This window comes from Streptomyces sp. NBC_01717 (genome assembly GCF_036248255.1).
Classification (GTDB): domain Bacteria; phylum Actinomycetota; class Actinomycetes; order Streptomycetales; family Streptomycetaceae; genus Streptomyces.
This window is the reverse complement of record NZ_CP109178.1, coordinates 3,132,476-3,155,271: the sequence shown is the minus strand read 5'-3', so window position 1 is coordinate 3,155,271 and position 22,796 is coordinate 3,132,476. Positions and strand designations below refer to the sequence as shown.

General features: G+C 69.1%; 17 protein-coding genes and 1 pseudogene. 14 read left to right on the top strand and 4 right to left on the bottom strand.

Features of this window, described 5'->3' with window-relative positions; all coding sequences use genetic code 11:
* Positions 1 to 25: 25 nt before the first annotated feature.
* Positions 26 to 2,059 (bottom strand): phosphocholine-specific phospholipase C, encoded by a 2,034-nt coding sequence (locus tag OHB49_RS14220; RefSeq protein ID WP_329160635.1) that lies wholly within the window; start codon positions 2,057 to 2,059, stop codon positions 26 to 28.
* 282 nt (positions 2,060 to 2,341) lie between these two features.
* Between OHB49_RS14220 and OHB49_RS14210 the strand changes: the two are divergent.
* A pseudogene (locus OHB49_RS14210) lies at positions 2,342 to 2,521 on the top strand (LysR family transcriptional regulator); the annotation flags it as partial.
* Between the two features lie 298 nt (positions 2,522 to 2,819).
* Entirely contained in the window at positions 2,820 to 2,948 is a 129-nt protein-coding gene (locus OHB49_RS14205; protein WP_093772350.1) for a hypothetical protein, read from the top strand.
* Positions 2,949 to 2,965: 17 nt separating this feature from the next.
* Here OHB49_RS14205 and OHB49_RS14200 read toward each other — a convergent pair whose 3' ends face one another.
* Positions 2,966 to 4,528, bottom strand: coding sequence for a purple acid phosphatase family protein (locus OHB49_RS14200; RefSeq protein WP_329160633.1), 1,563 nt, complete (start codon positions 4,526 to 4,528; stop codon positions 2,966 to 2,968).
* A 128-nt stretch (positions 4,529 to 4,656) separates the two neighbouring features.
* Between OHB49_RS14200 and OHB49_RS14195 the strand changes: the two genes are divergently transcribed.
* The 6 genes from OHB49_RS14195 to OHB49_RS14170 all read left to right on the top strand — a co-directional run bounded on the left by OHB49_RS14195 (position 4,657) and on the right by OHB49_RS14170 (position 11,439).
* Positions 4,657 to 5,697 carry a 3-isopropylmalate dehydrogenase gene (locus OHB49_RS14195; RefSeq protein WP_030971259.1) on the top strand — a complete coding sequence of 347 codons (1,041 nt, stop codon included), beginning with the start codon at positions 4,657 to 4,659 and terminating at the stop codon, positions 5,695 to 5,697.
* Between the two features lie 241 nt (positions 5,698 to 5,938).
* Positions 5,939 to 7,027: a branched-chain amino acid aminotransferase gene (locus tag OHB49_RS14190; RefSeq protein ID WP_030971257.1), complete on the top strand. Its 1,089-nt coding sequence runs from the start codon at positions 5,939 to 5,941 to the stop codon at positions 7,025 to 7,027.
* 298 nt (positions 7,028 to 7,325) lie between these two features.
* Complete coding sequence (ureA, locus tag OHB49_RS14185; protein WP_329160629.1) at positions 7,326 to 8,021, top strand: urease subunit gamma; 696 nt, start codon at positions 7,326 to 7,328, stop codon at positions 8,019 to 8,021.
* On the top strand, positions 8,021 to 9,703 hold the full coding sequence (locus tag OHB49_RS14180; protein WP_329160627.1) for an urease subunit alpha: 1,683 nt from the start codon (positions 8,021 to 8,023) through the stop codon (positions 9,701 to 9,703). Before ureA ends, OHB49_RS14180 begins: the two co-directional genes overlap by 1 nt.
* Positions 9,704 to 9,722: 19 nt before the next feature.
* Positions 9,723 to 10,742, top strand: coding sequence for an agmatine deiminase family protein (locus OHB49_RS14175; RefSeq protein ID WP_329160625.1), 1,020 nt, complete (start codon positions 9,723 to 9,725; stop codon positions 10,740 to 10,742).
* A 97-nt stretch (positions 10,743 to 10,839) separates the two neighbouring features.
* Positions 10,840 to 11,439 carry a TetR/AcrR family transcriptional regulator gene (locus tag OHB49_RS14170; protein ID WP_329160623.1) on the top strand — a complete coding sequence of 200 codons (600 nt, stop codon included), beginning with the start codon at positions 10,840 to 10,842 and terminating at the stop codon, positions 11,437 to 11,439.
* Positions 11,440 to 11,453: 14 nt separating this feature from the next.
* Here the strand turns inward: OHB49_RS14170 and OHB49_RS14165 are convergent, their stop codons facing one another.
* Positions 11,454 to 12,287, bottom strand: coding sequence for a hypothetical protein (locus tag OHB49_RS14165; protein ID WP_329160621.1), 834 nt, complete (start codon positions 12,285 to 12,287; stop codon positions 11,454 to 11,456).
* A 170-nt stretch (positions 12,288 to 12,457) separates the two neighbouring features.
* Between OHB49_RS14165 and OHB49_RS14160 the strand changes: the two genes are divergently transcribed.
* Both OHB49_RS14160 and cimA read left to right on the top strand, forming a co-directional pair.
* Positions 12,458 to 13,795, top strand: a complete 1,338-nt coding sequence (locus tag OHB49_RS14160; RefSeq protein ID WP_329160619.1) for an MFS transporter — start codon at positions 12,458 to 12,460, stop codon at positions 13,793 to 13,795.
* Positions 13,796 to 14,073: 278 nt separating this feature from the next.
* A complete protein-coding gene (cimA, locus tag OHB49_RS14155; RefSeq protein ID WP_329160618.1) occupies positions 14,074 to 15,681 on the top strand; it encodes a citramalate synthase in 1,608 nt (535 codons plus the stop codon).
* A gap of 73 nt (positions 15,682 to 15,754) precedes the next feature.
* Here cimA and OHB49_RS14150 read toward each other — a convergent pair whose 3' ends face one another.
* On the bottom strand, positions 15,755 to 17,623 hold the full coding sequence (locus OHB49_RS14150) for a lectin (RefSeq protein WP_329160616.1): 1,869 nt from the start codon (positions 17,621 to 17,623) through the stop codon (positions 15,755 to 15,757).
* A gap of 292 nt (positions 17,624 to 17,915) precedes the next feature.
* On the opposite strand from OHB49_RS14150, the gene OHB49_RS14145 reads away from it, so the two are divergent.
* The 4 genes from OHB49_RS14145 (at position 17,916) to OHB49_RS14130 (ending at position 22,795) form a co-directional block, all read left to right on the top strand.
* Positions 17,916 to 18,890, top strand: coding sequence for a LacI family DNA-binding transcriptional regulator (locus tag OHB49_RS14145; protein WP_030971241.1), 975 nt, complete (start codon positions 17,916 to 17,918; stop codon positions 18,888 to 18,890).
* Positions 18,891 to 19,083: 193 nt separating this feature from the next.
* Positions 19,084 to 20,760 (top strand): ABC transporter substrate-binding protein, encoded by a 1,677-nt coding sequence (locus OHB49_RS14140; RefSeq protein ID WP_329160614.1) that lies wholly within the window; start codon positions 19,084 to 19,086, stop codon positions 20,758 to 20,760.
* Positions 20,761 to 20,780: 20 nt separating this feature from the next.
* On the top strand, positions 20,781 to 21,818 hold the full coding sequence (locus OHB49_RS14135; RefSeq protein ID WP_329160612.1) for an ABC transporter ATP-binding protein: 1,038 nt from the start codon (positions 20,781 to 20,783) through the stop codon (positions 21,816 to 21,818).
* Complete coding sequence (locus OHB49_RS14130) at positions 21,815 to 22,795, top strand: ABC transporter permease (protein ID WP_329160610.1); 981 nt, start codon at positions 21,815 to 21,817, stop codon at positions 22,793 to 22,795. The genes OHB49_RS14135 and OHB49_RS14130 overlap by 4 nt, the downstream gene beginning before the upstream one ends.
* Position 22,796: the final 1 nt, after the last annotated feature.

Sequence of the window (22,796 nt, the reverse complement as noted above, 5' to 3'; positions counted from 1 at the left end):
GGCGTGACTGTCAGGTCCTGACCGGTCAGCCGCTGATGCTCGCCGCCCCCGTCTCGATGTGGCCCGTGTACCGGCGCGACCATGTGCTGTCCGTGTCGGCCGTGACCGTGAAGTCGTACCAGCCGTTCTGCCCGGCGACGGCGTTGAAGTAGTCCTCCGTGGAACCGCCGGCCGGCACGGTGTACGTCCACGGGCCGTCGGCACGGTAGTTGTTCGATCTGAGGGTGAACTTCACCGCTGCCGTGGACGCGTTGGACAGCCGGAACCAGATGGCGGTCCTGCCGGTGTCCGGTGCGGCGGCGTATCGGGCGGCGACCTCCAGGCCCTTGCCGGCCTTCGTGGCATCCCCGGTGAAGCGGCGGAGGAACCGGTTGGGGCCGGTCATGGTGATGTCGTACTTCCCGTCGCCGTACCCCGTACCGATGTTGAAGGAGTCGGACGCCGTCCCGCCCGCGTCGACCGTGTGCTGCCAGGGTTCGGTCGAGCGGTACGCGGTCGGCTGGATCGAGAAGTGCGCGGCGCTCCTTGCGGGGGCGCCCTGGTTGGCCATGGAGAACCAGGCCAGGATCTTCCCGGCGGTACCGAACTCCAGCCGGTCCAGGTTCCCGTTCGTCTGGTACGGCAGTGCACGGGCCGGGCGGGTGCCGGGCTCCTGCGCGGGCAGCGCGTTGGTCTGCGGGGCCGGGTTGGGCAGTGGGGCGCAGGTGCCGATGCCGATCACCTTGGCGGTGGAGGGCAGCGAGGGCACTCCGTACACCGGATGCGCGAAGTCGAAGACCCCGGTCAGGTCACCGGTGACCTTGCGACGCCAGGCGCTGATGTTCGGGCAGGCGGCCGGCTTGCCGATGGCCGAGGTCCAGGTCTCCAGGAAGCGCAGCACCGAGGTGTGGTCGAAGACCTCGGAACTGACCCAGCCGCCGCGGGTCCACGGCGACATCACCAGCATGGGGACGCGGAAGCCGAGACCGTACGGGACGCCGTTCAGGAATTCGCCGGCCGTGTTCGCGGGCGGCGCCGGGGGCGGCACATGGTCGAAGAAGCCGTCGTTCTCGTCGTAGTCGAGGAACATGACCGTCGAGTCGAAGACCTCGGGACTGGCGGCGAGCGCCCGGTACACCAGGTCGACGAAGTGCGCGCCGTCACCGGGCGGCGCGTAGGGGTGCTCGGAGAAGGCCTGGTTCGCCACCACCCAGGACACCTGGGGCAGCGTGCCGTTCAGCGCGTCGGCCTTGATGGCGGCGGCGATGTCGTCCGGTGTCGAGCCGGTGGTGGCGGGCACGGATGCCATGCCCCGGTCGTGCAGCGGGCTGCCGGGGGCGGCGTCGGTGAACTTCTTGAAGTAGGCGAGACCGTTGTCGCCGTAGTTGTCCTGCGCGTTCTGGTAGACCTTCCAGCTGACCCCGGCCCGCTCCAGGGCCTCGGCGTACGTCTCCCAGGTCAGGCCCGACTCGTCGCCGCCGTCGTGGCTGGACGAGTCGACCTTGCCGCTCCACAGATAGGTCCGGTTGGGGCCGGTGGCGCTCAGGGCGGACGAGAAATAGCCGTCGCAGATCGTGTAGTTGTCGGCCAGCGCGTAGTGGTACGGGATGTCGCTGCGGTCGAGGTAGCCGAGCGTACGGACGTTGCCCACCCCCGACACCCAGTTGTCGAGCCGGCCCTTGTTCCACGCGGCGTGCTGGGAGGACCAGCTGTGCGGCAGATCGCCGTTGCACTGGGCGAGTGTCTCGCCGTCGGCGCCGCCCGCGGCGGGCGTGGCGCTCAGCCTCCACGGGTACTGGCGGCCGAGCCCGTTCGGCTGATTGAAGACCGGCTGTCCGCCGGGGAGGGTGATCGCGGCCCGGTCGGAGAAGCCGCGCACCCCCTTGAGCCTGCCGAAGTAATGGTCGAAGCTGCGGTTCTCCTGCATCAGGATCACCACATGCTTCACATCGGTGATGGTCCCGGACGCCGAGGCGGCCGCAGCGGCGGCCGAAGCCGGTCCGGCCGCCCCGGGTATCGCTGCGCCCGCCGCCGCACCCGCGCCCAGTGCCACAAAACTTCTCCGACTGACCGGTCGCATCCGTCCACCTTCGCCACGCGTGTGCCCCGGTGGCACACCGAGCGCAAGGGTCCCGGCGATGGCCGGCAGGGGCCAGAGATGTGCGGCGCGGAAAAGGTGAACAGTCGGTCAACTTCTTGTCCGGGCCTGGTCGGCGATCACCCGGCCGACGGTCCGGCCCTCCAGCGGGGTGCCGAGCTCCCGGCCGCCGTCCATCTCCTCACGGAAGTACGGATCGACGGACAGGTGCAGATTCCTCGGCCAGAGCCTCGCCCGGGCCGGTGGAGGCCCGGAGTCCTTGCGGCGACGGTGGAGGCCGAGGACGACGGAGCGGTGCTCTCGATGGTGTCCCGTGGTCTCGGAATGGCGATCATGCCGCAGCTCTCCCTGGAGGGAGTACCCGACGACGTCGGGATCACCGCTCTCGAACCGGAACGGCCGAGCCGGCCGGTCGGCCATGTCACCACCTCTGAGCAGGCATGATCGCCGGCCGCGCGGGCCCTGATCCGAGAACTGCGGGTGGGCGGCGCCAAACCTCCGTCTCAGATAGTAGGAAGTCCGAGTAATTGTGGAGACAGACCGGCCGAGCTGCCCTAGCTTTGTAGAAGCCGAACGTCTCGCTAGATCCAGCGACTGGCGGTCGTGAGCACGTGCCCCGATGCAGGCAACCCCTGCGGCATCCGCTCCCCGCCCCTTCCGGCGCCTCGAAATCCCGATCTCGAAATCACGTTCACGATTTTTCGATCTCGAAATCCTCGCGATCTCAAGGAGTCGATCCACCATGGCCGAGACGACTGTCCGCCGCGTCCGTCACACCCACCGCCCGACCGAGTCGGAGCGCCAGAATGCCGCCGCCGCCCTGCAGCGAGCCCTCGACCGCAGGGACAACGGCGGCTCCACCGGTCACTGAGACCGGCGGGATTCAGCTCATCCGCGGCTGATCTCGAAGTGGTCGATGCGCTCGCCCGACTCGGCGAGCGCGGTGACCTTCATCCGGGCGTGCCGCCCGGGCTCGACCTCGACCGCGAGGAACGAGAAGCCGGTGTAGCGCACCCGCGACCACTCCACGGTCTCGGTGGCCCTGCCGCCACCCTTGACCACGTGGTACGTGTTCACGCTCTCCTGGTCCTTGACGTGCCCCTCGTACGTGTCCGGCGCCGGGAAGTCGTACAGCGCCTTGCCCGCGCCGCCCGCCGTGACGTACACGATGCCGTCCCGCGTCGGGTCGGTGCGCTCGCCGATCGGCACCTTCCGCGCGACCGCGTTCTTCAGGATCGCGTCGGTGCGCTCGTAGACGTGGTTGTGGCCGTTGATGACCAGGTCCACCTGGTGCTTCTCGAAGAGCGGCACCCAGGCGTCCCGCACCCCGCCGTCCGAAGCGTGCGCGTTGGTCGTCGAGAAGGCGCAGTGGTGGAAGAACACGACGATGAAGTCGACGTCGTGACGGGCTCGCAGCTCACCGAGGCGCCGGTCGAGCCAGCGGGTCTGTCCGCCGTCGCTGATCCCGAAGTTGGCGGGGATCTCGTACGAGACGTCGTTGGCGTCGAGCGCGACCACGCCGACATTGCTGTGCACGAACGAGTAGGCGCCGGGCTGGCCCACCGGGTCGGGGCCGTTGTCCGGCAGCGACCAGCGGGCGTTCTGGCCGCCGTAGCCGTCCGGCGAGTACCAGGCCTCCATGTCGTGGTTGCCGGTGGTCACCATCCAGGGCACGGTCTTCGAAACGGTTTCCGTCTGCGCCAGGAACTGGTCCCAGGTGCGGGCGTCGTACGTGTCGCTCGTCTGGCCGGAACCGGACGGGTCGGCGTAGCAGATGTCGCCCGCGTGCAGGTGGAAGGCCGGGTTCTGGCCCAGGATCAGCTGGTCGTTGCCGAGGGCGTGGTAGCTGACGCCCTGGTCGCCGAAGGCCGTGAAGGTGAAGGGCTCGGCGTGCGAGGGCGCGGTGGTGAAGGTGCCGAGAGTGCCCAGGTTGCGGGTGTCGGCCGGGTCGAAGCCGTCGTGGCCGACGCCGTAGTAGTACGTCGTGCCGGGCTGCAGCCGGTCCAGTCCCGCGTGTACGTAGAACTGCTCGGCGGCCGCGATCTTGCCGTCGTTCAGCAGCGGGGTCGTCAGGTGCCGCACCTCGGCGTCGATCTTCCGGCTCAGCGCCCACGGCTTGAGCCCGATCCGGATGTACGGGCGCTTGACGGCGAACGGAACCTGCCAGGAGACACGCATCTGCGTCTTCGGGTCGGCGCCGTACGCGAGATGCCGGCCGAACGGGGCGACCAGCGAACCGTCCACCTGGGTGGAGGAGCTGCGCGAGGAGAGCACGGTGGGCGCGGCGTAGGCGGGCGAGGCGGCGAGCCCGGCGCCGACGACGGCCGCGGTCGCCGCACCGGCGCGGAGCGCGCCACGCCGGGTGAGCCGGGTGCGCAGGTAGTCGTGCTGCTCAGCCATGCTCATTCGGTCGGCGAGCTTCTCGGGAATTCCGAAGCGAGGGATGTCCATGGCCAGAACATCCACCCGGCGGCTGACGCTTTCCCTTCGAATGGATGAACGGTACACGTACAGCGCCCCATGTGTCCGTATGGTGGACGTAAAATGTCATGGGGTGGGACGAGCAGTAAGGTGCCGACATGTCTCGCAGCATCAATCTCGCAGTGATCCCTGGTGACGGTATCGGCCAGGAGGTCGTGGCTCAGGGCCTCAAGGTTCTCAATGCTGTTCTCCCGCAGGATGTGAAGCTGGAGACCAAGGAGTTCGACTTCGGTGCCAAGCGCTACCACGCGACCGGTGAGACGCTCACCGACGCGGATGTCCAGGCGCTCAAGCAGCACGACGCGATCCTGCTCGGCGCGATCGGTGACCCCTCGGTCCCGTCGGGCGTCCTGGAGCGCGGCTTCCTGCTGAAGCTCCGTTTCCTCTTCGACCACCATGTGAACCTGCGGCCGTCGAAGCTCCTTCCGGGTGTCGCGACCCCGCTCAAGGGTCAGCCGGAGATCGACTTCGTCGTGGTCCGCGAGGGCACCGAGGGCCCGTACACCGGCAACGGCGGCTCGATCCGCACCGGCACCCCGCACGAGGTCGCCACCGAGGTCTCGGTCAACACCGCGTTCGGTGTCGAGCGTGTGGTCCGCGACGCCTTCGCCCGCGCCCAGGCCCGCCCGCGCAAGAAGCTGACGCTGGTCCACAAGAACAACGTGCTGACCTACGCCGGGCACCTGTGGACCAACATCTTCAACAAGGTCGCGGCCGAGTTCCCGGACGTCACCACCGACTACCTGCACGTGGACGCGGCGACGATCTTCCTCGTCACGCAGCCCGAGCGCTTCGACGTGATCGTCACCGACAACCTCTTCGGCGACATCATCACCGACCTCGCCGCGGCCGTCTCCGGCGGCATCGGCGTCGCGGCCTCGGGCAACATCAACCCGAGCGGCGAGTTCCCCTCGATGTTCGAGCCGGTCCACGGCTCCGCCCCGGACATCGCGGGTCAGGGCAAGGCCGACCCCACGGCCGCGATCCTCTCCGTCGCCCTCCTGCTGCGCCACCTCGGCTACGAGGCCGAGGCCGGGCGCATCGAGGACGCCGTCTCCGCCGACCTCGCGGAACGTGGCGACACCCCTCGCACGACCTCGGAGATCGGCGACGCGCTCGCGGTACGCGTAGCCGGCTGACCCGACGACTCCACTTCGAAGCCGCCGGGTCGCAACCGCACCCGGCGGCTTCTCCTGTGTGGTCCCGGGTGCCACCATCGATCCCTGGACCGCAATCACGTCATTTCGTGCATGGCCCCCCTCGAGCGATAATCGAACGGGGCCGTGGCTTGTGGTAAAGCTCGGACGTCCTAGCACCTGTCTGACAGGAGCGGCGTGAGCGCGGTCCCTCACACACAAAACCGGTGAAGGACACGCACTCATGACGACGCCCACGATCGAGCTCAAGCCTTCTTCCACCCCGCTGTCCGACGCGGAGCGCGAGGCGATCCTGGCCAACCCCGGATTCGGCCGCTACTTCACCGATCACATGGTGATCATCAAGTGGACCGAAGGCCGCGGCTGGCACGACGGCCAGCTCGTCCCCTACGGCCCGCTGTCGATCGACCCCGCCACCAACGTCCTGCACTACGCGCAGGAGATCTTCGAGGGGCTCAAGGCCTACCGCCAGCCCGACGGATCGGTGGCCACGTTCCGCCCCGAGGCCAACGCCAAGCGCTTCCAGCGGTCCGCGCACCGTCTGGCCATGCCCGAGCTGCCGGTGGAGACGTTCATCGAGGCGTGCGACGTGCTGGTCCAGCAGGACAAGGCATGGGTTCCGGCGCACGGCGGCGAGGAGTCGCTCTACCTGCGCCCCTTCATGATCGCGTCCGAGGTCGGCCTCGGTGTGAAGCCCGCCAACGAGTACCTCTTCATCGTCATCGCCTCGCCCGCCGGCGCCTACTTCCCCGGCGGTGTGAAGCCGGTCTCCATCTGGCTCTCCGAGAACCGGGTCCGCGCCGTCCCCGGTGGCATGGGCGACGCCAAGACCGGCGGCAACTACGCCGCGTCCCTCCTCGCCCAGGCCGAGGCCGCCGAGAAGGGCTGCGAGCAGGTCGCCTACCTCGACGCGGTCGAGCACAAGTGGGTCGAGGAGCTCGGTGGCATGAACCTGTACTTCGTGTACGGGAACAAGATCGTCACCCCGGCCCTGACCGGCTCGCTGCTCGCCGGTGTCACCCGTGACTCGCTGCTCCGGGTCGCCCGTGACCTCGGCTACGAGTCCGAGGAGGACCGGGTCTCCATCGACCAGTGGCGCGCCGACACCGAGAACGGCACCCTCACCGAGGTCTTCGCCTGCGGCACCGCCGCCGTCATCACCCCCGTCGGCATCGTCAAGTCCGCGGGCGGCGAGTGGACCCAGAGCGACGGCAAGCCCGGCGAGGTCACGATGAAGCTGCGCGACCGGCTCCTCGACGTCCAGCGCGGTATCGCGGAGGACACCCACGGCTGGATGCACCCGCTCGGGTGATTCCCGGTCCGGTACGACTTCGCCCGCCCCGGCAGCCGCCAGGGCGGGCGAAGTCGCTTTTGCGCGCGGCTGCCCCGCGTACCGATGGCCCCGAGCGGACGGCTGTCGGGACGAGGTCGCGTGGAGCGCTGCGCCGGTTCCGCGACGGTGTCGACTCCGCGCTGTTCCATCGGCATGGGGCGACCCCTGTCAGCCAATTTGAGCACCGCTCTATGTGACGTTGGGTACGGCGCCATCCAACGGTTCTCATAGGGGGAATTCATGATTAGAGTGATGCTCAAATAGGAGGTGTGGTGACGTGCGACTGACCCCGACCGAGCGTGACCGGCTGCTGCTCTTCGGCGCCGCCGAACTGGCACGGGCGCGCCGCGCGCGTGGACTGAGGCTCAACATCCCCGAGGCGACCGCGCTCATCGCGGACACCGTCTGCGAGGCGGCCCGGGACGGGCGGCGGCTCGCGGAGGCGATCGAGGCCGCGCGCAGCGTGCTGGGACCCGACGACGTCCTGCCCGGCGTGGCGGACGTGGTCACGGAGGTGCATGTGGAGGCCGTCTTCGACGACGGATCCCGGCTCGCCGTCGTCTCCGACCCCATAGGCGCCGGCACCGGAGTCCGGCCGGCGAACGCCGCGCCCGGCGCCGTGCTGCCCGCACCGCCGCACGCCGAGCCCCGGCCCGAACTGCGGCTGACCGTGCGCAACACCGCGACCGTCCCGGTCAGCGTCACCTCGCACTTCCACTTCTTCGAGGCCAACCCGCGGCTCGACTTCGACCGGGCCGCGGCGTACGGAATGCGGCTGTGCGTCCCCGCCGGAGCGTCGGTCCGCTTCGATCCGGGTGGCGAGACCGAGGTCGGCCTGCTGCCGATCGGTGGCGCCCGGATCGCGATCGGCTTCGCGGGCCTGGTCGACGGTCCGCTGGACGCGCCCGGAGCGAAGGAAGAGGCCCTGCGGCGTGCGGCGGCCTGCGGCTATCTCGGAGCGGAGGACGCCTGATGGACCCCTACGCATACGCATCGGTCCACGGACCGCGCGCCGGCGACCGGGTCGTCCTCGGCGACTCCGGACTGGTGGTGCGCGTGGAGTCGGACGCGCAGGCGCCCGGCGACGAGTTCCTGGCCGGCTTCGGCAAGACCGCGCGCGACGGCCTGCACCTCAAGGCCGCCGCCGTACGCGACACCTGTGACGTCGTCATCAGCAATGTGCTGGTCATCGACGCCGCGCTGGGCATCCGGAAGGTCTCCATCGGCATCCGCGAAGGCCGGATCTGCTCGATCGGACGGGCCGGGAACCCGGACACGCTCGATGGTGTGGACGTCGTCGTCGGTACGGGCACCACGATCGTGTCCGGCGAGGGCATGATCGCGACGGCAGGCGCCGTCGACACCCATGTCCATCTGCTCTCGCCGCGCATCATGGAGGCCTCGCTCGCCTCCGGTGTCACCACGGTCATCGGCCAGGAGTTCGGCCCCGTCTGGGGCGTCGGCGTCAACTCGCCGTGGGCGCTGCGCCACGCCTTCAACGCCTTCGACGCCTGGCCGGTCAACATCGGCTTCCTGGCCCGCGGTTCGTCCTCCGACGACGCGCCGCTGGTGGAGGCGCTCGCCGAAGGCGGCGCGTCCGGCTTCAAGGTGCACGAGGACATGGGCGCGCACACCCGGGCGCTCGACACGGCCCTGCGGGTCGCCGAGGAGCACGACGTACAGGTCGCCCTCCACAGCGACGGGCTGAACGAATGCCTCTCCGTCGAGGACACCCTGCGCGTCCTCGACGGCCGGACGATCCACGCCTTCCACATCGAGGGCTGCGGTGGCGGCCACGTACCGAACGTCCTCAAGATGGCGGGCGTCCCCAACGTGATCGGCTCCTCCACCAACCCGACCCTTCCGTTCGGCCGGGACGCGGTCGCCGAGCACTACGGGATGATCGTCTCCGTACACGACCTCAAGACCGACCTGCCCGGGGACGCCGCGATGGCACGGGACCGGATCAGGGCCGGAACGATGGGTGCCGAGGACGTGCTGCACGACCTCGGCGCCATCGGCATCACCTCGTCGGACGCCCAGGGGATGGGCCGCGCGGGCGAGACCGTGCGCCGCACCTTCGCCATGGCCGGGAAGATGAAGGCCGAGCTGGGCCCGATGGAGGGCGACGGCGCCCACGACGACAACGCCCGGGTGCTGCGCTACATGGCAAAGCTGACGATCAACCCCGCCATCGCGCACGGTCTCGCGCACGAGATCGGGTCGATCGAGGTGGGCAAGCTCGCCGACATCGTGCTCTGGAAGCCGCAGTACTTCGGCGCGAAGCCGCAGCTCGTGCTGAAGTCGGGCTTCCCGGCCTACGGGGTGACGGGCGACCCCAACGCCGCGACCGACACCTGTGAACCCCTCGTCCTGGGACCGCAGTTCGGAGCGTACGGAGCGACCCCCGCGGACCTCTCGGTGGCTTTCGTGGCAAAGGCCGCGACCGAGCTGGGCTCCGACCTGATGCCGACGCGACGACGCAGGGTCGCCGTACGCGGCACCCGGGGGATCGGCCCGTCCGATCTCCGGCTCAACTCCCGTATCGGGGACGTGGCGGTGGACGGGCACAGCGGCCTGGTCACGCTGGACGGTGAACCGGTGCGCTCCGGACCCGCCGAATCGATCTCCCTCAACCGCCTCTATTTCCTGTAAGGACGAGGAGTCCGACGACATGACCTTCCGTATGCCGCCCGAGTGGGCCCCGCACGAGCGCACCTGGATGGCCTGGCCGGGGCCCAACGTCACGTTCACCGGTGACGACCTCGCCGAGTCCCGCAGGGCATGGGCGTCGGTGGCCCGTGCCGTGCGCCGCTTCGAACCGGTCACCATGGTCGTCGGTCCCGGCCAGGCGGAGGGCGCCCGCGCCGCACTCGGCCCGGACATCGATCTGGTCGAGCGCGAACTGGACGACGCCTGGATGCGTGACATCGGTCCGACCTTCGTCACCGACGGCAGCCGACTGGCGGCCGTGGACTGGGTCTTCAACGGATGGGGCGCACAGGACTGGGCGACCTGGGAACACGACGCGAAGATCGCCCGCCATGTCGCGGATCTCGCAGGGGTCCCCGTGCACAGTTCACCGCTGGTCAACGAGGGCGGCGGTATCCACGTCGACGGCGAGGGCACCGTCCTGCTCACCGAGACCGTCCAGCTCGGCAAGGAACGCAACCCGGGCTGGACCAAGGAAATGGTCGAGGCCGAGATCCACGCCAGACTGGGCACCACGAAGGCGATCTGGCTGAAGTGCGGTCTGACCGGCGACTACCCGCCGCACGGCTTCGGTACCCTCGGCCATGTCGACATCGTCGCCGCGTTCGCCGGCCCCGGAGTCGTCGTCGTCCACACCCAGCCGGACCCGTCCCACCCCGACCACGAGCTCTGCAAGGAGAACGTGGAGATGCTCAGGTCCCGGACCGACGCCCGGGGCCGTCCCCTGGAGGTCGTCGAGGTCCCTGCCCCGACCGTGGTGCGGGACGAGGACGGTCACTGGGTCGACTACTCGTACATCAACCACTACGTCTGCAACGGCGGCGTGGTGCTGTGCGGCTTCGACGACCCCCGCGACGAGATCGCCGCGGGCATCTTCCGCCGCCTCTACCCCGAGCGGACCGTGACCCTGGTCGACGCACGTACGATCTTCGCGGGTGGTGGAGGCATCCACTGCATCACGCAGCAGCAGCCGAGGGTCTGATGGATTGCATGGAGAGCGACGTCCGGCACGCCGCACAGGGCCACGTGCTCCGGCGCATCCACCCGGTGCCGGACGGCTGGACCGTGGGAGCCCACCGATGACCCCCGGCCCGCGCCGCCGCAACACCGCCCCGCCCCGGGAGGAGGTGCTGGCCGCCGCCATGGCCACCATCGCCGAACGCGGTCTGGACGGGCTCACCATGGCCGGTCTCGGCCGTGAGGTCTCCATGAGCAGCGGGCATCTCCTCTACTACTTCCGTACCAAGGACGAGCTGCTGCTCCAGGCCCTGGAGTGGAGCGAGGGCAGGCTCGGAGCACAGCGGAGGGAACTGCTGGCCCGGCAGATCCCGGTCCGTGAGCGGCTCGACGCGTACGTCGACCTGTACATCCCCGACGGCCACCGCGATCCGCACTGGACGCTCTGGCTGGAGGTCTGGAACCGCTCGCAGAACGCGGACGCCGACGCACGTGCCCGGCAGGCCGCGATCGAGCGGGCCTGGCACCGGGACCTGGTGGCGCTACTGGCGGAGGGCGCCTCGCACGGGGAGTTCCGGGCCGTCGACGCCGAACGGTACGCGACCCGGCTGCGCGCCCTGCTCGACGGGTTCAGCATCCATGTGGCGATCGGCCTGCCGGGCACCGACCGGGGCGGAATCCTCGCCCATGTACGGGAGTTCCTGGACGAGTCGCTCGCCTGACGCCGCCGCCCGTTTCACCGCTGCGGCAGTCGGCTGCGCATCAGCGCGAACGCGTCCTCGGCGCCCTGGTGGATCTGCTGCACCACCTCGGGCGGGCCGGACAGATAGCTGGTCATCACGGTGGCGCCGGTGCGGCCGGTCAGCAGGACATAACGGATGTCCGCGGCCGAGCCGTCGTTGTACCTGACCAGCGTGCCCTGCTCGGTCACCAGGTCGTCGAAGCCGGGCAGGTCCGGCGGGGTGGTCTCGCGGATGTCCTTCCAGCGGGCCTTGCCGTCCCGCTGGTTCGGGCAGCGGCCGACGGCGTTCTTGCCGTCGGTCAGGAACTTCTTCGCGGTGGTGGTGTCCGCGTACACCCGGATCCGGGAGAGTCCGTTCTCGTAGGGCGCGGCCTTCCGGGACCGCCGCCCGAGCGCGGCCAGCGTGCCAGTCCTGTTCGGCTTCGCGGCGAGTGTGCAGTTCTTCCGCACCACCGTCTCCGCCAGCGGATCCCGTTCGTACGGAGCGGACTTGACGAACCCGGGGCCCCAGTCCGCGGGGGTCAGCGCGGCGCTCCGTACGACCCTGTGGGCCTGCGGGGTCGTGGTCGCGCCGGTGCCCGCAGGGGTCGAGGAACCGCCGCCCGGGCTGTCGTCGCCGATGGCGCGCAGCAGCACGACCAGCCCCAGCGCCACCACCGCCGCGCCGGCGGCGATCAGCACCAGGTCGCGGGGGGAGCGCCGGCCGGACGGGCCCCGGCCCGAACCGCCGCCCGGCCCCGGCCCCGGCCCCGGCCCCGGTCCGGGACCGGGCGGCGGCGGTGGGGACAGCGGGCCGGACGGCGGGCCGGTGGGCGGCTGCGAGGTCACCGTGGATCCCTACCACCGGCGACCGCGCCGCCCCGCCGCCGATCGGGTAGTCCGGACCGCCGTCGCCGCGGCTGTTCGCCCGGCCGTGAACGCAACGCACGTAAGTACGCATGATCGTTGCCCTATGCACTCTTGTTACGTTCCTGGCCGTTGGGGCACGGTGACAGACCATGGGACGAGAGCAGTGGAAGAAAATCTGGGTCGGCTCCGCCGGCAACATGGTCGAGTGGTTCGACTGGTTCGTGTACGCGACCTTCGCGGTCTACTTCGCGGACTCGTTCTTCCCCGAAGGCAATGAGACCGCGAATCTCATGAACACCATGGGCATCTTCGCCGTCGGCTTCTTCATGCGGCCGGTCGGCGGCTGGCTGCTCGGCCGGATCGGTGACCGCAGGGGACGCAAGGCCGCGCTGACCCTCACCGTCACCCTCATGTCGGCCTCCGCGATCCTCATCGCCATCGCGCCGACCTACGCCGTGGCGGGGTACGGCGGCGTGGCCGTCCTGCTGGTGGCCCGGCTCCTCCAGGGCCTCTCGGTCGGCGGCGAGTACGCAGCCAGCGCCACCTACCTCACCGAGGCGTCCGCACCCCACCGGCGCGGCTTCGCCTCCAGCTTCCAGTACGTGTCCATGACCGCCGGACAGCTCGTCGGCCTCGGCCTGCAGATCGTCCTGCAGCGCAACATGTCCGACGCGGCGCTGCACAGCTGGGGCTGGCGCATCCCGTTCGTCGTCGGTGCGCTCGGCGCGGCCATCGTCTTCTATCTGCGCCGCTCCATGCTGGAGACCGAGGTGTACGCCGAGTCCGGCGCGGCCGCCGAGCAGGACCGGGGCACGCTGAAGGCGCTGTGGAAGCACAAGCGCGAGGCGTTCCTGGTGATGGCGCTGACCATGGGCGGGACCGTCGCGTACTACACGTACACGACATACCTCACCAAGTTCCTCTCCAAGAGCGCCGGCATGGAGAAGTCCACCGCCTCGCTCGTCAGCTTCTGCGCCCTGTTCGTCTTCATGTGCATCCAGCCGCTGGCCGGCATGGTCTCCGACAGGGTCGGCCGCCGCCCGCTGCTGATCACCTTCGCCGTCGGTTCCACCTTCCTGACCGTGCCGATCATGACGATGCTCAAGAACGCGGGGACCTTCTGGCCGGCGTTCGGCCTGGCGCTGCTCGCTCTGGTCGTCGTCACCGGCTACACCTCGATCAACGCCTGTGTGAAGGCCGAGCTCTTCCCGACCGGCATCCGCGCACTCGGTGTCGCCCTCCCGTACGCCCTCGCCAACGCCCTCTTCGGCGGCACCGCCGAATATGTGGCGCTCTGGTTCAAGGACGCGGGTATCGAGTCGGGCTTCTACTGGTACGTGGCGGGCTGCGCCGCGGTCTCCCTCGTCGTCTATCTGACGATGCGCGAGACCCGCGACATCGACCTGGGCCGGGTCGGCGCGGCCGACCCGAAAACCGGGCAGGCGACGGAGCAGTCCGGGGCGACGAGCGTCACGCCCGCATCCTGAGACGGCCGACGGCACGGAGGCGGTGCTGTGCGAGACTGCCTCCGTGTCCTTGTTCGTCATGATTATTGGCAACAGGCGCGCCGGTCCGCAGTGACCGTCCCGTACCACCAGATGCGGAGCGGCCACCGTGCCCCAGACCCGCGCGCAGACCTCTCGCACCCGCGAGGGGTTTTTTCGTTTTCCGGCCCTCACCTCGGCCGGGCCGATGCGCGCGCGATGATGGGGGCAAGTGGAGCCCGATCGTCCGGATCCACTCATCCGACAGGAGTCAGATCAGCATGACCACCAAGGCCAAGGCCACCGATGACAGCTTCCATGTCTTCGACACCACACTGCGCGACGGTGCACAGCGTGAAGGCATCAACCTGACGGTCGCGGACAAGCTGACCATTGCCCGGCACCTGGACAACTTCGGCGTGGGCTTCATCGAGGGCGGCTGGCCCGGAGCCAACCCCCGCGACACGGAGTTCTTCGCCCGCGCCCAGCAGGAGATCGAGTTCAAGAACGCCGAGCTGGTCGCCTTCGGCGCGACCCGCAGGGCGGGCGGCAAGGCCTCCGAGGACCCGCAGGTCAAGGCGTTGCTGGAGTCGGGTGCCCCGGTGATCACGCTGGTCGCCAAGTCGCACGACCGCCATGTGGAACTCGCCCTGCGCACCACGCTCGACGAGAACCTGGAGATGGTCCGCGACACCGTCTCCCACCTGCGCGAGCAGGGCCGCCGGGTCTTCGTCGACTGCGAGCACTTCTTCGACGGTTACCGCGCCAATCCCGAGTACGCCAAGGACGTCGTCCGGGCGGCCTCCGAGGCCGGCGCCGATGTCGTCATCCTCTGCGACACCAACGGCGGGATGCTCCCCGCCCAGGTCCAGGCCGTCGTCTCCACCGTCCTCGCCGACACCGGCGCCCGGCTCGGCATCCACGCCCAGGACGACACCGGCTGCGCGGTCGCCAACACCCTGGCCGCCGTCGACGCGGGCGCGACGCACGTCCAGTGCACCGCGAACGGCTACGGCGAGCGGGTCGGCAACGCCAACCTCTTCCCCGTCGTCGCCGCCCTGGAACTGAAGTACGGCAAGGCCGTCCTCCCCGACGGCGCACTCGCCGACATGACCCGCATCTCGCACGCCATCGCCGAGGTCGTCAACCTCACGCCCTCCACGCACCAGCCCTATGTGGGTGTCTCCGCCTTCGCCCACAAGGCCGGGCTGCACGCCTCCGCCATCAAGGTCGACCCGGACCTCTACCAGCACATCGACCCGGCGCTGGTCGGCAACACCATGCGGATGCTCGTCTCCGACATGGCGGGCCGCGCCTCCATCGAGCTCAAGGGCAAGGAGCTCGGCATCGACCTCGGGGGCGACCGCGAGCTCATCGGGCGCGTCGTCGAGCGGGTCAAGGAGCGCGAGCTCAAGGGCTACACGTACGAGGCCGCCGACGCCTCCTTCGAACTGCTGCTGCGCGCCGAGGCCGAGGGCCGGGTGCGCCGCTACTTCCGTACGGAGTCCTGGCGCGCGATCGTCGAGGACCGCCCCGACGGCAGCCACGCCAACGAGGCGACCGTGAAGCTCTGGGCCAAGGGTGAGCGTCTCGTCGCCACGGCCGAGGGCAACGGCCCGGTCAACGCACTCGACCGGGCGCTGCGCGTCGCCCTGGAGCGGATCTATCCGCAGCTGGCCAAGTTGGAGCTGGTCGACTACAAGGTCCGCATCCTGGAGGGCCGCACCGGCACCGAGTCCACCACCCGGGTGCTCATCACCACGGGCGACGGCACCGGCGACTGGGCGACCGTCGGCGTCGCGGAGAACGTCATCGCGGCGTCCTGGCAGGCGCTGGAGGACGCGTACACCTACGGCCTGCTGCGGGCCGGGGTCGAGCCCACGGAGTAGCCGGCCCGGCCAGGGGCGGACCCACGGAGCAGTCTCCGCGGGCCCGCCCCTCCCCCCGGACAGACCGGCCCTGTTACTGGAGATGCCACTTCTGGTTGGCGGCTCCGGTGCAGGTCCAGATCTGGGCGCGAGCCCCGTTCGCCGTCGACTGGTCGGTGATGTCCAGACACTTGTCCGCGGCCGTGTTGACGACGTCGCCCGTCGAGGAGTTGTACGTCCAGCGCTGCGCCGAGGAACCGTTGCAGGTGTACAGCTGCACCTTTGCTCCGTTGGCCGTCGACGCGGACGTCACATCCAGGCAGGAACCCAACGCCTGGATGGAACCGTCCGCTGCCACCGTCCAGCGCTGCGCCGCCGAGCCGTTGCAGTCATAGAGCTGGACGGCCGTCCCGTCGGCGCTGCTGCCGCCCGCGACGTCCAGGCACTTGCCCGCAGGGCCCGAGAGGACGCCCGAGGCGCCGGTGGAGCCGGACGGGCTGCCGGACCAGGTGAACGTCGCCGAGGTGCGGCCAGGCAGGGAGTAGGTGAACTTCTGGCCGCCCCAGTTGACGGTGACCTGTTGCGCCGAGGTACCGCCGTTGTAGGCGATCAGCGCCTTCGAGCCGTCCGGGTTGCGCCATGCCACGTTGGGCACGGTGGAGCTGGCCGTCGAGGCGATCCGCTGGGCGCCGGGCCGGACGAACTTCGTCAGATGACCCATCGTGTAGTACTCGATGTTGTAGTCGACCTGCCCGCTCCTGCTGTCCCCGTTGTGCACGGTGATCAGCCCGTCACAGGTGCCGCAGCCGCCGTTGTGCGGACCCCGGTTCTGGTCCACGGCCAGGGACCACTTGGTCACCGACTTCGCCCAGTTACGGGTGTAGTCGACGATGTTGAGCATGTCCTCGCGCTGCTGGTCGGCGATCCAGGTGCCGCCGGAGTGCTCGGTCTGGAAGGCGTCCATCGCCGGGTACTGGTTGTGCACGGTGGTCTGCTTGGTGACGTCACCGCCGTAGCCGTGCCAGGCGACCCCGCCGAAGTTCGGGTGGTTGCGCACCGCCGGGTCGTCCACCGTGGCCGCCGCGTAGGCGTCGTAGGTGTCCCAGTTCCAGTCGTGGGCGAGGACCTTGGTGGCGAGCCCGGCGGACTGGAGTTTCGGCAGCAGTTCGGTCTTGGTGAAGTAGGCGAGCCCCGAGCCGTTCCAGCTCATCGACGGATAGCCGGAGCAGCAGGTCGGCTCGTTCTGCGCGGTGACGTAATCGACCGGAACGCCCTGGTCCCTGTACGCCTGGAGGTACTTCACGAAGTAGTCGGCGTAGGTGCCGTAGTTCTCCGCCTTCAGCCAGCCGCCGTTCAGCTGGCCGCTGTCCTTCATCCAGGCCGGCGCGGTCCACGGCGACGCGACCGTCGTCAGCGCCGGGTTGAGCTGCTCGGCCTGCTTGGTCAGCGGGAGCACGTCCTCCAGATCGTGTGCGATCGAGAATTTCGCCAGCGACGGGTCGGTCTGGCCGGACGGTACGTCGTCGTACGTGTAGCCGGTCCTGGCGAGGTCCGAGCCGCCCATCGGATTGCGTACGAACGAGAGCCCGATGCCCTCGGTGGGGGAGAACAGCTTCTTCATCGTCGCGTCGCGGGTCGCCTGGCTGAGCGCCCCGCTGCTCTTCATCAAGTACGCGGCCGTGTCGGTGAACGAGGCGCCGCCGCCCGTGAACGTCTGGTAGCGGGTGTTCTCGTCGACCGTGATGTTCGTGCCGCTGCCACCGTTCCCGGCGCCGAAGGCGATCGGGGTCTGGGCTTCCAGGCCGCGGGTGACATGTCGGCCACCGGCGTCGTCCGTCGTGGTCAGCGCGATGTTCACGGTCTCACCGGCGGCCTGCGCCGTTCCGGACGAGAGCCCGCTGAGACCCGCGGTCGCGAGCACTGCGGCGACCAGCGCGCGAGCGGCTCTGCTTGATCTGATCATGGGCTGCTGCCTTTCTCGGCAGGGACTGTGGGGGAGTTGCCGTCGATCGAGGCGTGAGTGAACTGCTGTTGAGGGCTCGCGTCAAGGGGGCGTGTGTTCACAACTTGAATGCGCAACGCGTCCTGCCTGCTGGGGATATGGGTACGGACCAATGTCGACGTGAAGTATTGACGGCACTGTTCCAGCGGGGTTAACTCACGCCGCAACGCCGGTACCGGTTCCGGAACCGGTTGCGGTACCGGTTGCGGTACCGGTGCCGCACCCTGTCCCGCCTTGTCCTGGAGGCCCCCCGATGCGTGTCACCATCGCCGATGTCGCCCGTGAGGCCGGCGTCAGCAAGACGACCGTGTCCCGGGTCATCAACGCCAAAGGTGAGGTGGACGGTTCAACGGCAGCCCGTGTTCGCGAAGTGATCGCAACACTTGGTTACGTACCCAGCTCGGGTGCCGTCGGACTGGCCCGCGGCAGCAGCCGTACGGTCGGCATGCTGGTGCCCTCGCTCACCTGGCCGTGGATGGGCGAAGTGCTCCAAGGTGTCGTCGACACCGTCGAGGCCGCCGACTACGGGCTGCTGCTCTTCACCTGCAACCGGGGTGCCGAGTCCGTGGAGCGCTTCACCAGCCAGGTGTCGGCGCGGGCCTTCGACGGACTCGTCGTCGTCGAACCCGAGAACACCCTGGACCACCTCACCGCACTGCACCGTGGCGGCCTGCCGATCGTGCTCATCGACGATCGCGGCCACCACCCCGAGTTCCCCTCCGTCGTGACCACCAACCACGAAGGAGGCGCGTCCGCCGCCCGCCATCTGCTGGCCGCCGGACGCACCAGGCCCCTGGTCCTCACGGGCCCCCAGCACTTCGGCTGTGTACGCGACCGGCTGGACGGATTCCGTACGGTCCTGCAGACCGATCTCGTCGTCCACGGGGACTTCACCGAACGGTCCGGTCGACAGGCGGTGGAACAACTCCTCGCCGAAGGCGCGCAGTTCGACTCGGTCTTCGCGCACAACGACATCAGCGCGGCGGGCGTGCTGCGGGCGTTGCGCGCGGCCGGCCGGTCGGTGCCCGACGACATCGCCGTGGTCGGCTTCGACGACATCCCGATGGCCGAGCACACCGAACCACCGCTGACCACCGTGCGCCAGCCCACCCGGCAGATGGGTGAGACGGCTGCGCGGCTGCTGCTCTCCCATCTCGGCGGCACGGCCACCCCCGACGGACCGGTCGTGCTGCCCACCGAACTGGTCGTGCGCCTCTCGGCGCCGTAGCGGTCCCGCCGGGCTCCCTCCCGGCCGCCGCACCCCTTGTCGCCCACGCGCCTCCCCGCGCACCTCGGCACCAACCGCACCACCGCACCATCGGTACCACCCGCAGTAACCGCACCACCCGTACCCGGCGCGCCGAGCGCCGACCGCCCTCCGTCCCGGATCCTCCGGAACCGCAGTCCTTCCTGGAGTCGCCATGTCCGCACGCCGCCGCCCCGCACTGAGAGCGCTCTCAATAGCCACCGTCGTGGTCGCGCTCGCCACCGGTTGCTCGTCCGCCAACTCGGGTGCCAACAAAGGGGGTGGCGGCGCCTCCGGCGTGCTGACCCTGGGCAAGCCGGACGGACCGCAGACCAACAACAGCAACCCGTTCCTGAACACCTCGGCCGGCGCCACGCTCGGCTACCGCTACATGATCTACGAGCCGCTGGCGATGACGAACCAGATCAAGCCCGCGGACAAGGCCGAGCCGTGGCTGGCGACCGACTGGACGTGGGAGGACAACTTCACCAAGGTCACCTTCAGCCTCGACCCCAAGGCGAAGTGGGCCGACGGCAAGCCGCTGACCGCCGATGACGTCGCGTACACGTTCAACCTGCTGAAGACGCACTCGGCGCTCAACTGGAACGGCATCCCGTTCGACGGCGTCGCCGTCGAGGGCAAGAAGGTCGTCCTGACCTTCAAGGACTCCCAGTACGTCAACCAGAACAAGATCATCCAGACCTTCATCGTTCCCAAGCACATCTGGGAAGGCGTCAAGGACCCGGAGACCTGGCCCAACCGGAACCCGGTCGGCTCCGGCCCGTACAAGCTCAAGACGTTCACCCCGCAGACCACCACGCTGACCGCCACGCCCACGTACTGGAAGGGCGCGACGAAGGTCAAGGAGCTGCGGTACAGCGCGTACAACGACAACAGCGCGGCGACCACGGCGCTGGCGAGCGGAAAGCTCGAGTGGTCGTTCGTCTTCATGCCGAACTACAAGCAGCTGTTCATCAACAAGGACCCCAAGAACCACAAGCTGTGGTTCCCCTCGGGCCTCGGCATCCACGGACTGTGGTTCAACACCGCCCGCAAGCCGTTCGACAACCCGGCGCTGCGCAAGGCCATGGCGATGGTCGTCGACCGCAAGGCGATCTACACCCAGGCCGAGGCGACGCTCTACCCGGAGATCACCAACCCGACCGGCATCCCGCTGCCCGCCGGTGACTCGTTCCTGGCGCCCGAGTACAAGAGCGCCACGACCGCACCCGATGTGGCCGGCGCCAAGAAGATCCTCGACGAGGCCGGGTTCAAGCTCTCCGGCGGCGTGCTCAAGGACCCGAGCGGCAAGCCGGTGAAGCTCACGTTCACCGACCCGGCCGGCTGGAACGACTACATCACCGGGCTCTCCATCATCAAGGACAACATCAAGCAACTCGGCATCGAGGCGAAGGTCAAGACGCAGACCGCCGAGGCCTGGGGCGCGGACGTCGCCAACGGCAACTTCGACGCCACCCTGCACTGGACCAACAGCGGTGCGACCCCGTACGACATGTACCAGAACATCATGGACGGCGCGATCCTCCAGCCCATCGGCAAGGCCTCCCAGACAGGCAACTTCGGCCGGTTCAAGAGCCCCGAGGCGACCCAGGCGCTCAAGGACTTCGCCAACGCCACCGAGGAGGCCACCCGCACCGCGGCCATGAACAAGCTCCAGAAGATCATGGTCGAGCAGGCGCCGATGATCCCGACGGCCGCCGCCCCCATCGGAGCCGAGTACTCCACGAAGAACTGGGTGGGCTGGCCCACCGAGGCCGACCCGTACGCCCCGCCGCAGCACACCCAGCCCTCAGCGCTGCAGATCGTGCTGAAGCTCAAGCCCTCCAAGTAGTACGGGGAAACGGACCGGCCATGACCACCACCACCGATCAGATCGACGACATCGTGCTCGAAGCACGCGGAGTCACCAAGCACTTCCCCGTCCGCCGCACCGGCCGCGATCTCGTCTCGCGCCGGCGTCGCACCGTCCACGCCGTCGACGACGTCTCGCTGCAACTGCGGCGCGGCACCGTCACGGCCCTGGTAGGGGAGTCCGGCTCCGGGAAATCCACCGTCGCCCGGCTGCTCTCCCAGCTGTATCCGCTCACCGAGGGTGAGATCCGGCTGGGCGGCAAGGCGGTGAAGGCGGGCCGTGGCCGGTCCTTCCGCTCGTACGTACGACAGGTCCAGCTGATCTTCCAGGACCCGTTCGCCTCGCTCAATCCGGTGCACACCGTGCGCTACCACCTCACCCGGTCGCTGAAGATCCACGGCCGGGAGGCGACCGGGACCGAACTCGCCGCACTGCTGGAACGGGTGCAGCTCACCCCTGCCGCCCAGTACCTCGACAAGTTCCCGCACGAGCTCTCCGGTGGCCAGCGCCAGCGCGTCGCCATCGCCCGTGCGCTCGGCGCCGACCCGAAGGTCCTCCTGGCCGACGAGCCCGTCTCGATGCTCGACGTCTCCATCCGGCTCGGCGTCCTCAATCTGCTGCGGGACCTCAAGGAACGCCTCCATCTGGCGATCCTCTACATCACCCACGACATCGCCTCCGCCCGCTACTTCGCGGACACCACGCTGGTGATGTACGCGGGCCGGATCGTCGAGGGCGGGGACAGCGAGACCGTCACCCAGCGCCCCGCACATCCCTATACCCAGTTGCTCATCGCCTCGGCACCCGACCCGGACCGGGTGGTCGCCGAGGAGGAACAGGAGGAGACCGGCAGTGGCGAACCGCCCTCGCTGATCGCCCCGCCGGCCGGCTGCCGCTTCCACCCGCGGTGCCCGAAGGCGATGGAGCGCTGCCGCACCGAACTGCCGCCGCGCTTCGACCTGGCGGACGGCCAGTGGGCGGCCTGCTGGCTGTACGCGGAAGCCGCCGACGACCACCAGAAGGAGGCTGCGAAGTGAAGTATCTGCTGCAACGGCTCGCCTTTTATCTGGTCACCGCGTGGGCCGCGATCACCATCAACTTCCTGATCCCGCGCCTGATGCCCGGGGACCCGGTTCAGGCGCTCCTCTCCCGCTTCCAGGGCCAGCTGGACACCAGCGCCATCGACTCGCTCACGGCGCTCTTCGGTCTCGACAAACACATGTCGCTCTGGGAGCAGTACACCGACTACTGGTCGCATCTGCTGGACGGCGACCTCGGGCTGTCCTTCACCTTCTTCCCGACGCCGGTCAGCGAGGTGATCAGTCAGTCGCTGCCGTGGACGCTGGCGCTCGTCGGCGTCACCACCCTGATCAGCTTCGCGCTCGGCACCGGCATCGGCGTCTTCACCGGCTGGCGGCGCGGCTCCTGGATGGACAGCCTGCTGCCCGTCACCACGTTCATCTCCGCCATTCCGTACTTCTGGCTGGGACTCATCGCCATCGCGCTGTTCGCCGTGAAGTGGCCGCTCTTCCCGGCCTCGGGCGGATACGACAACGCCCTGGTGCCGGCCTTCGACTGGCCGTTCGTCTCCAGCGCGCTCTATCACGCCGCGCTGCCGGGCCTGACGATCGTGCTCAGCGCAATGGCCGGCTGGATCCTGGGCATGCGGAACATGATGGTGACGGTGTCCAGCGAGGACTACGTCATGGTCGCCCAGGCCAAGGGGCTCTCCGAGCGGCGGGTGATGTTCGGATACGCGGCACGCAACGCGATCCTGCCCAACATCTCCGGCTTCGCCCTCTCCCTGGGCTTCATCGTCGGCGGCACGCTGCTGGTGGAGATGGTCTTCTCCTACCCGGGCATCGGCTACCAGCTCTTCCAGGGTGTGGCTGCCAAGGACTACCCCCTGATGCAGGGCATCTTCCTGATCATCACGCTCTCCGTCCTCGCGGCGAACCTCCTCGCCGACGTGATCTACATGGTCCTCGACCCCCGTACCCGAAGGGAGGCCTAGG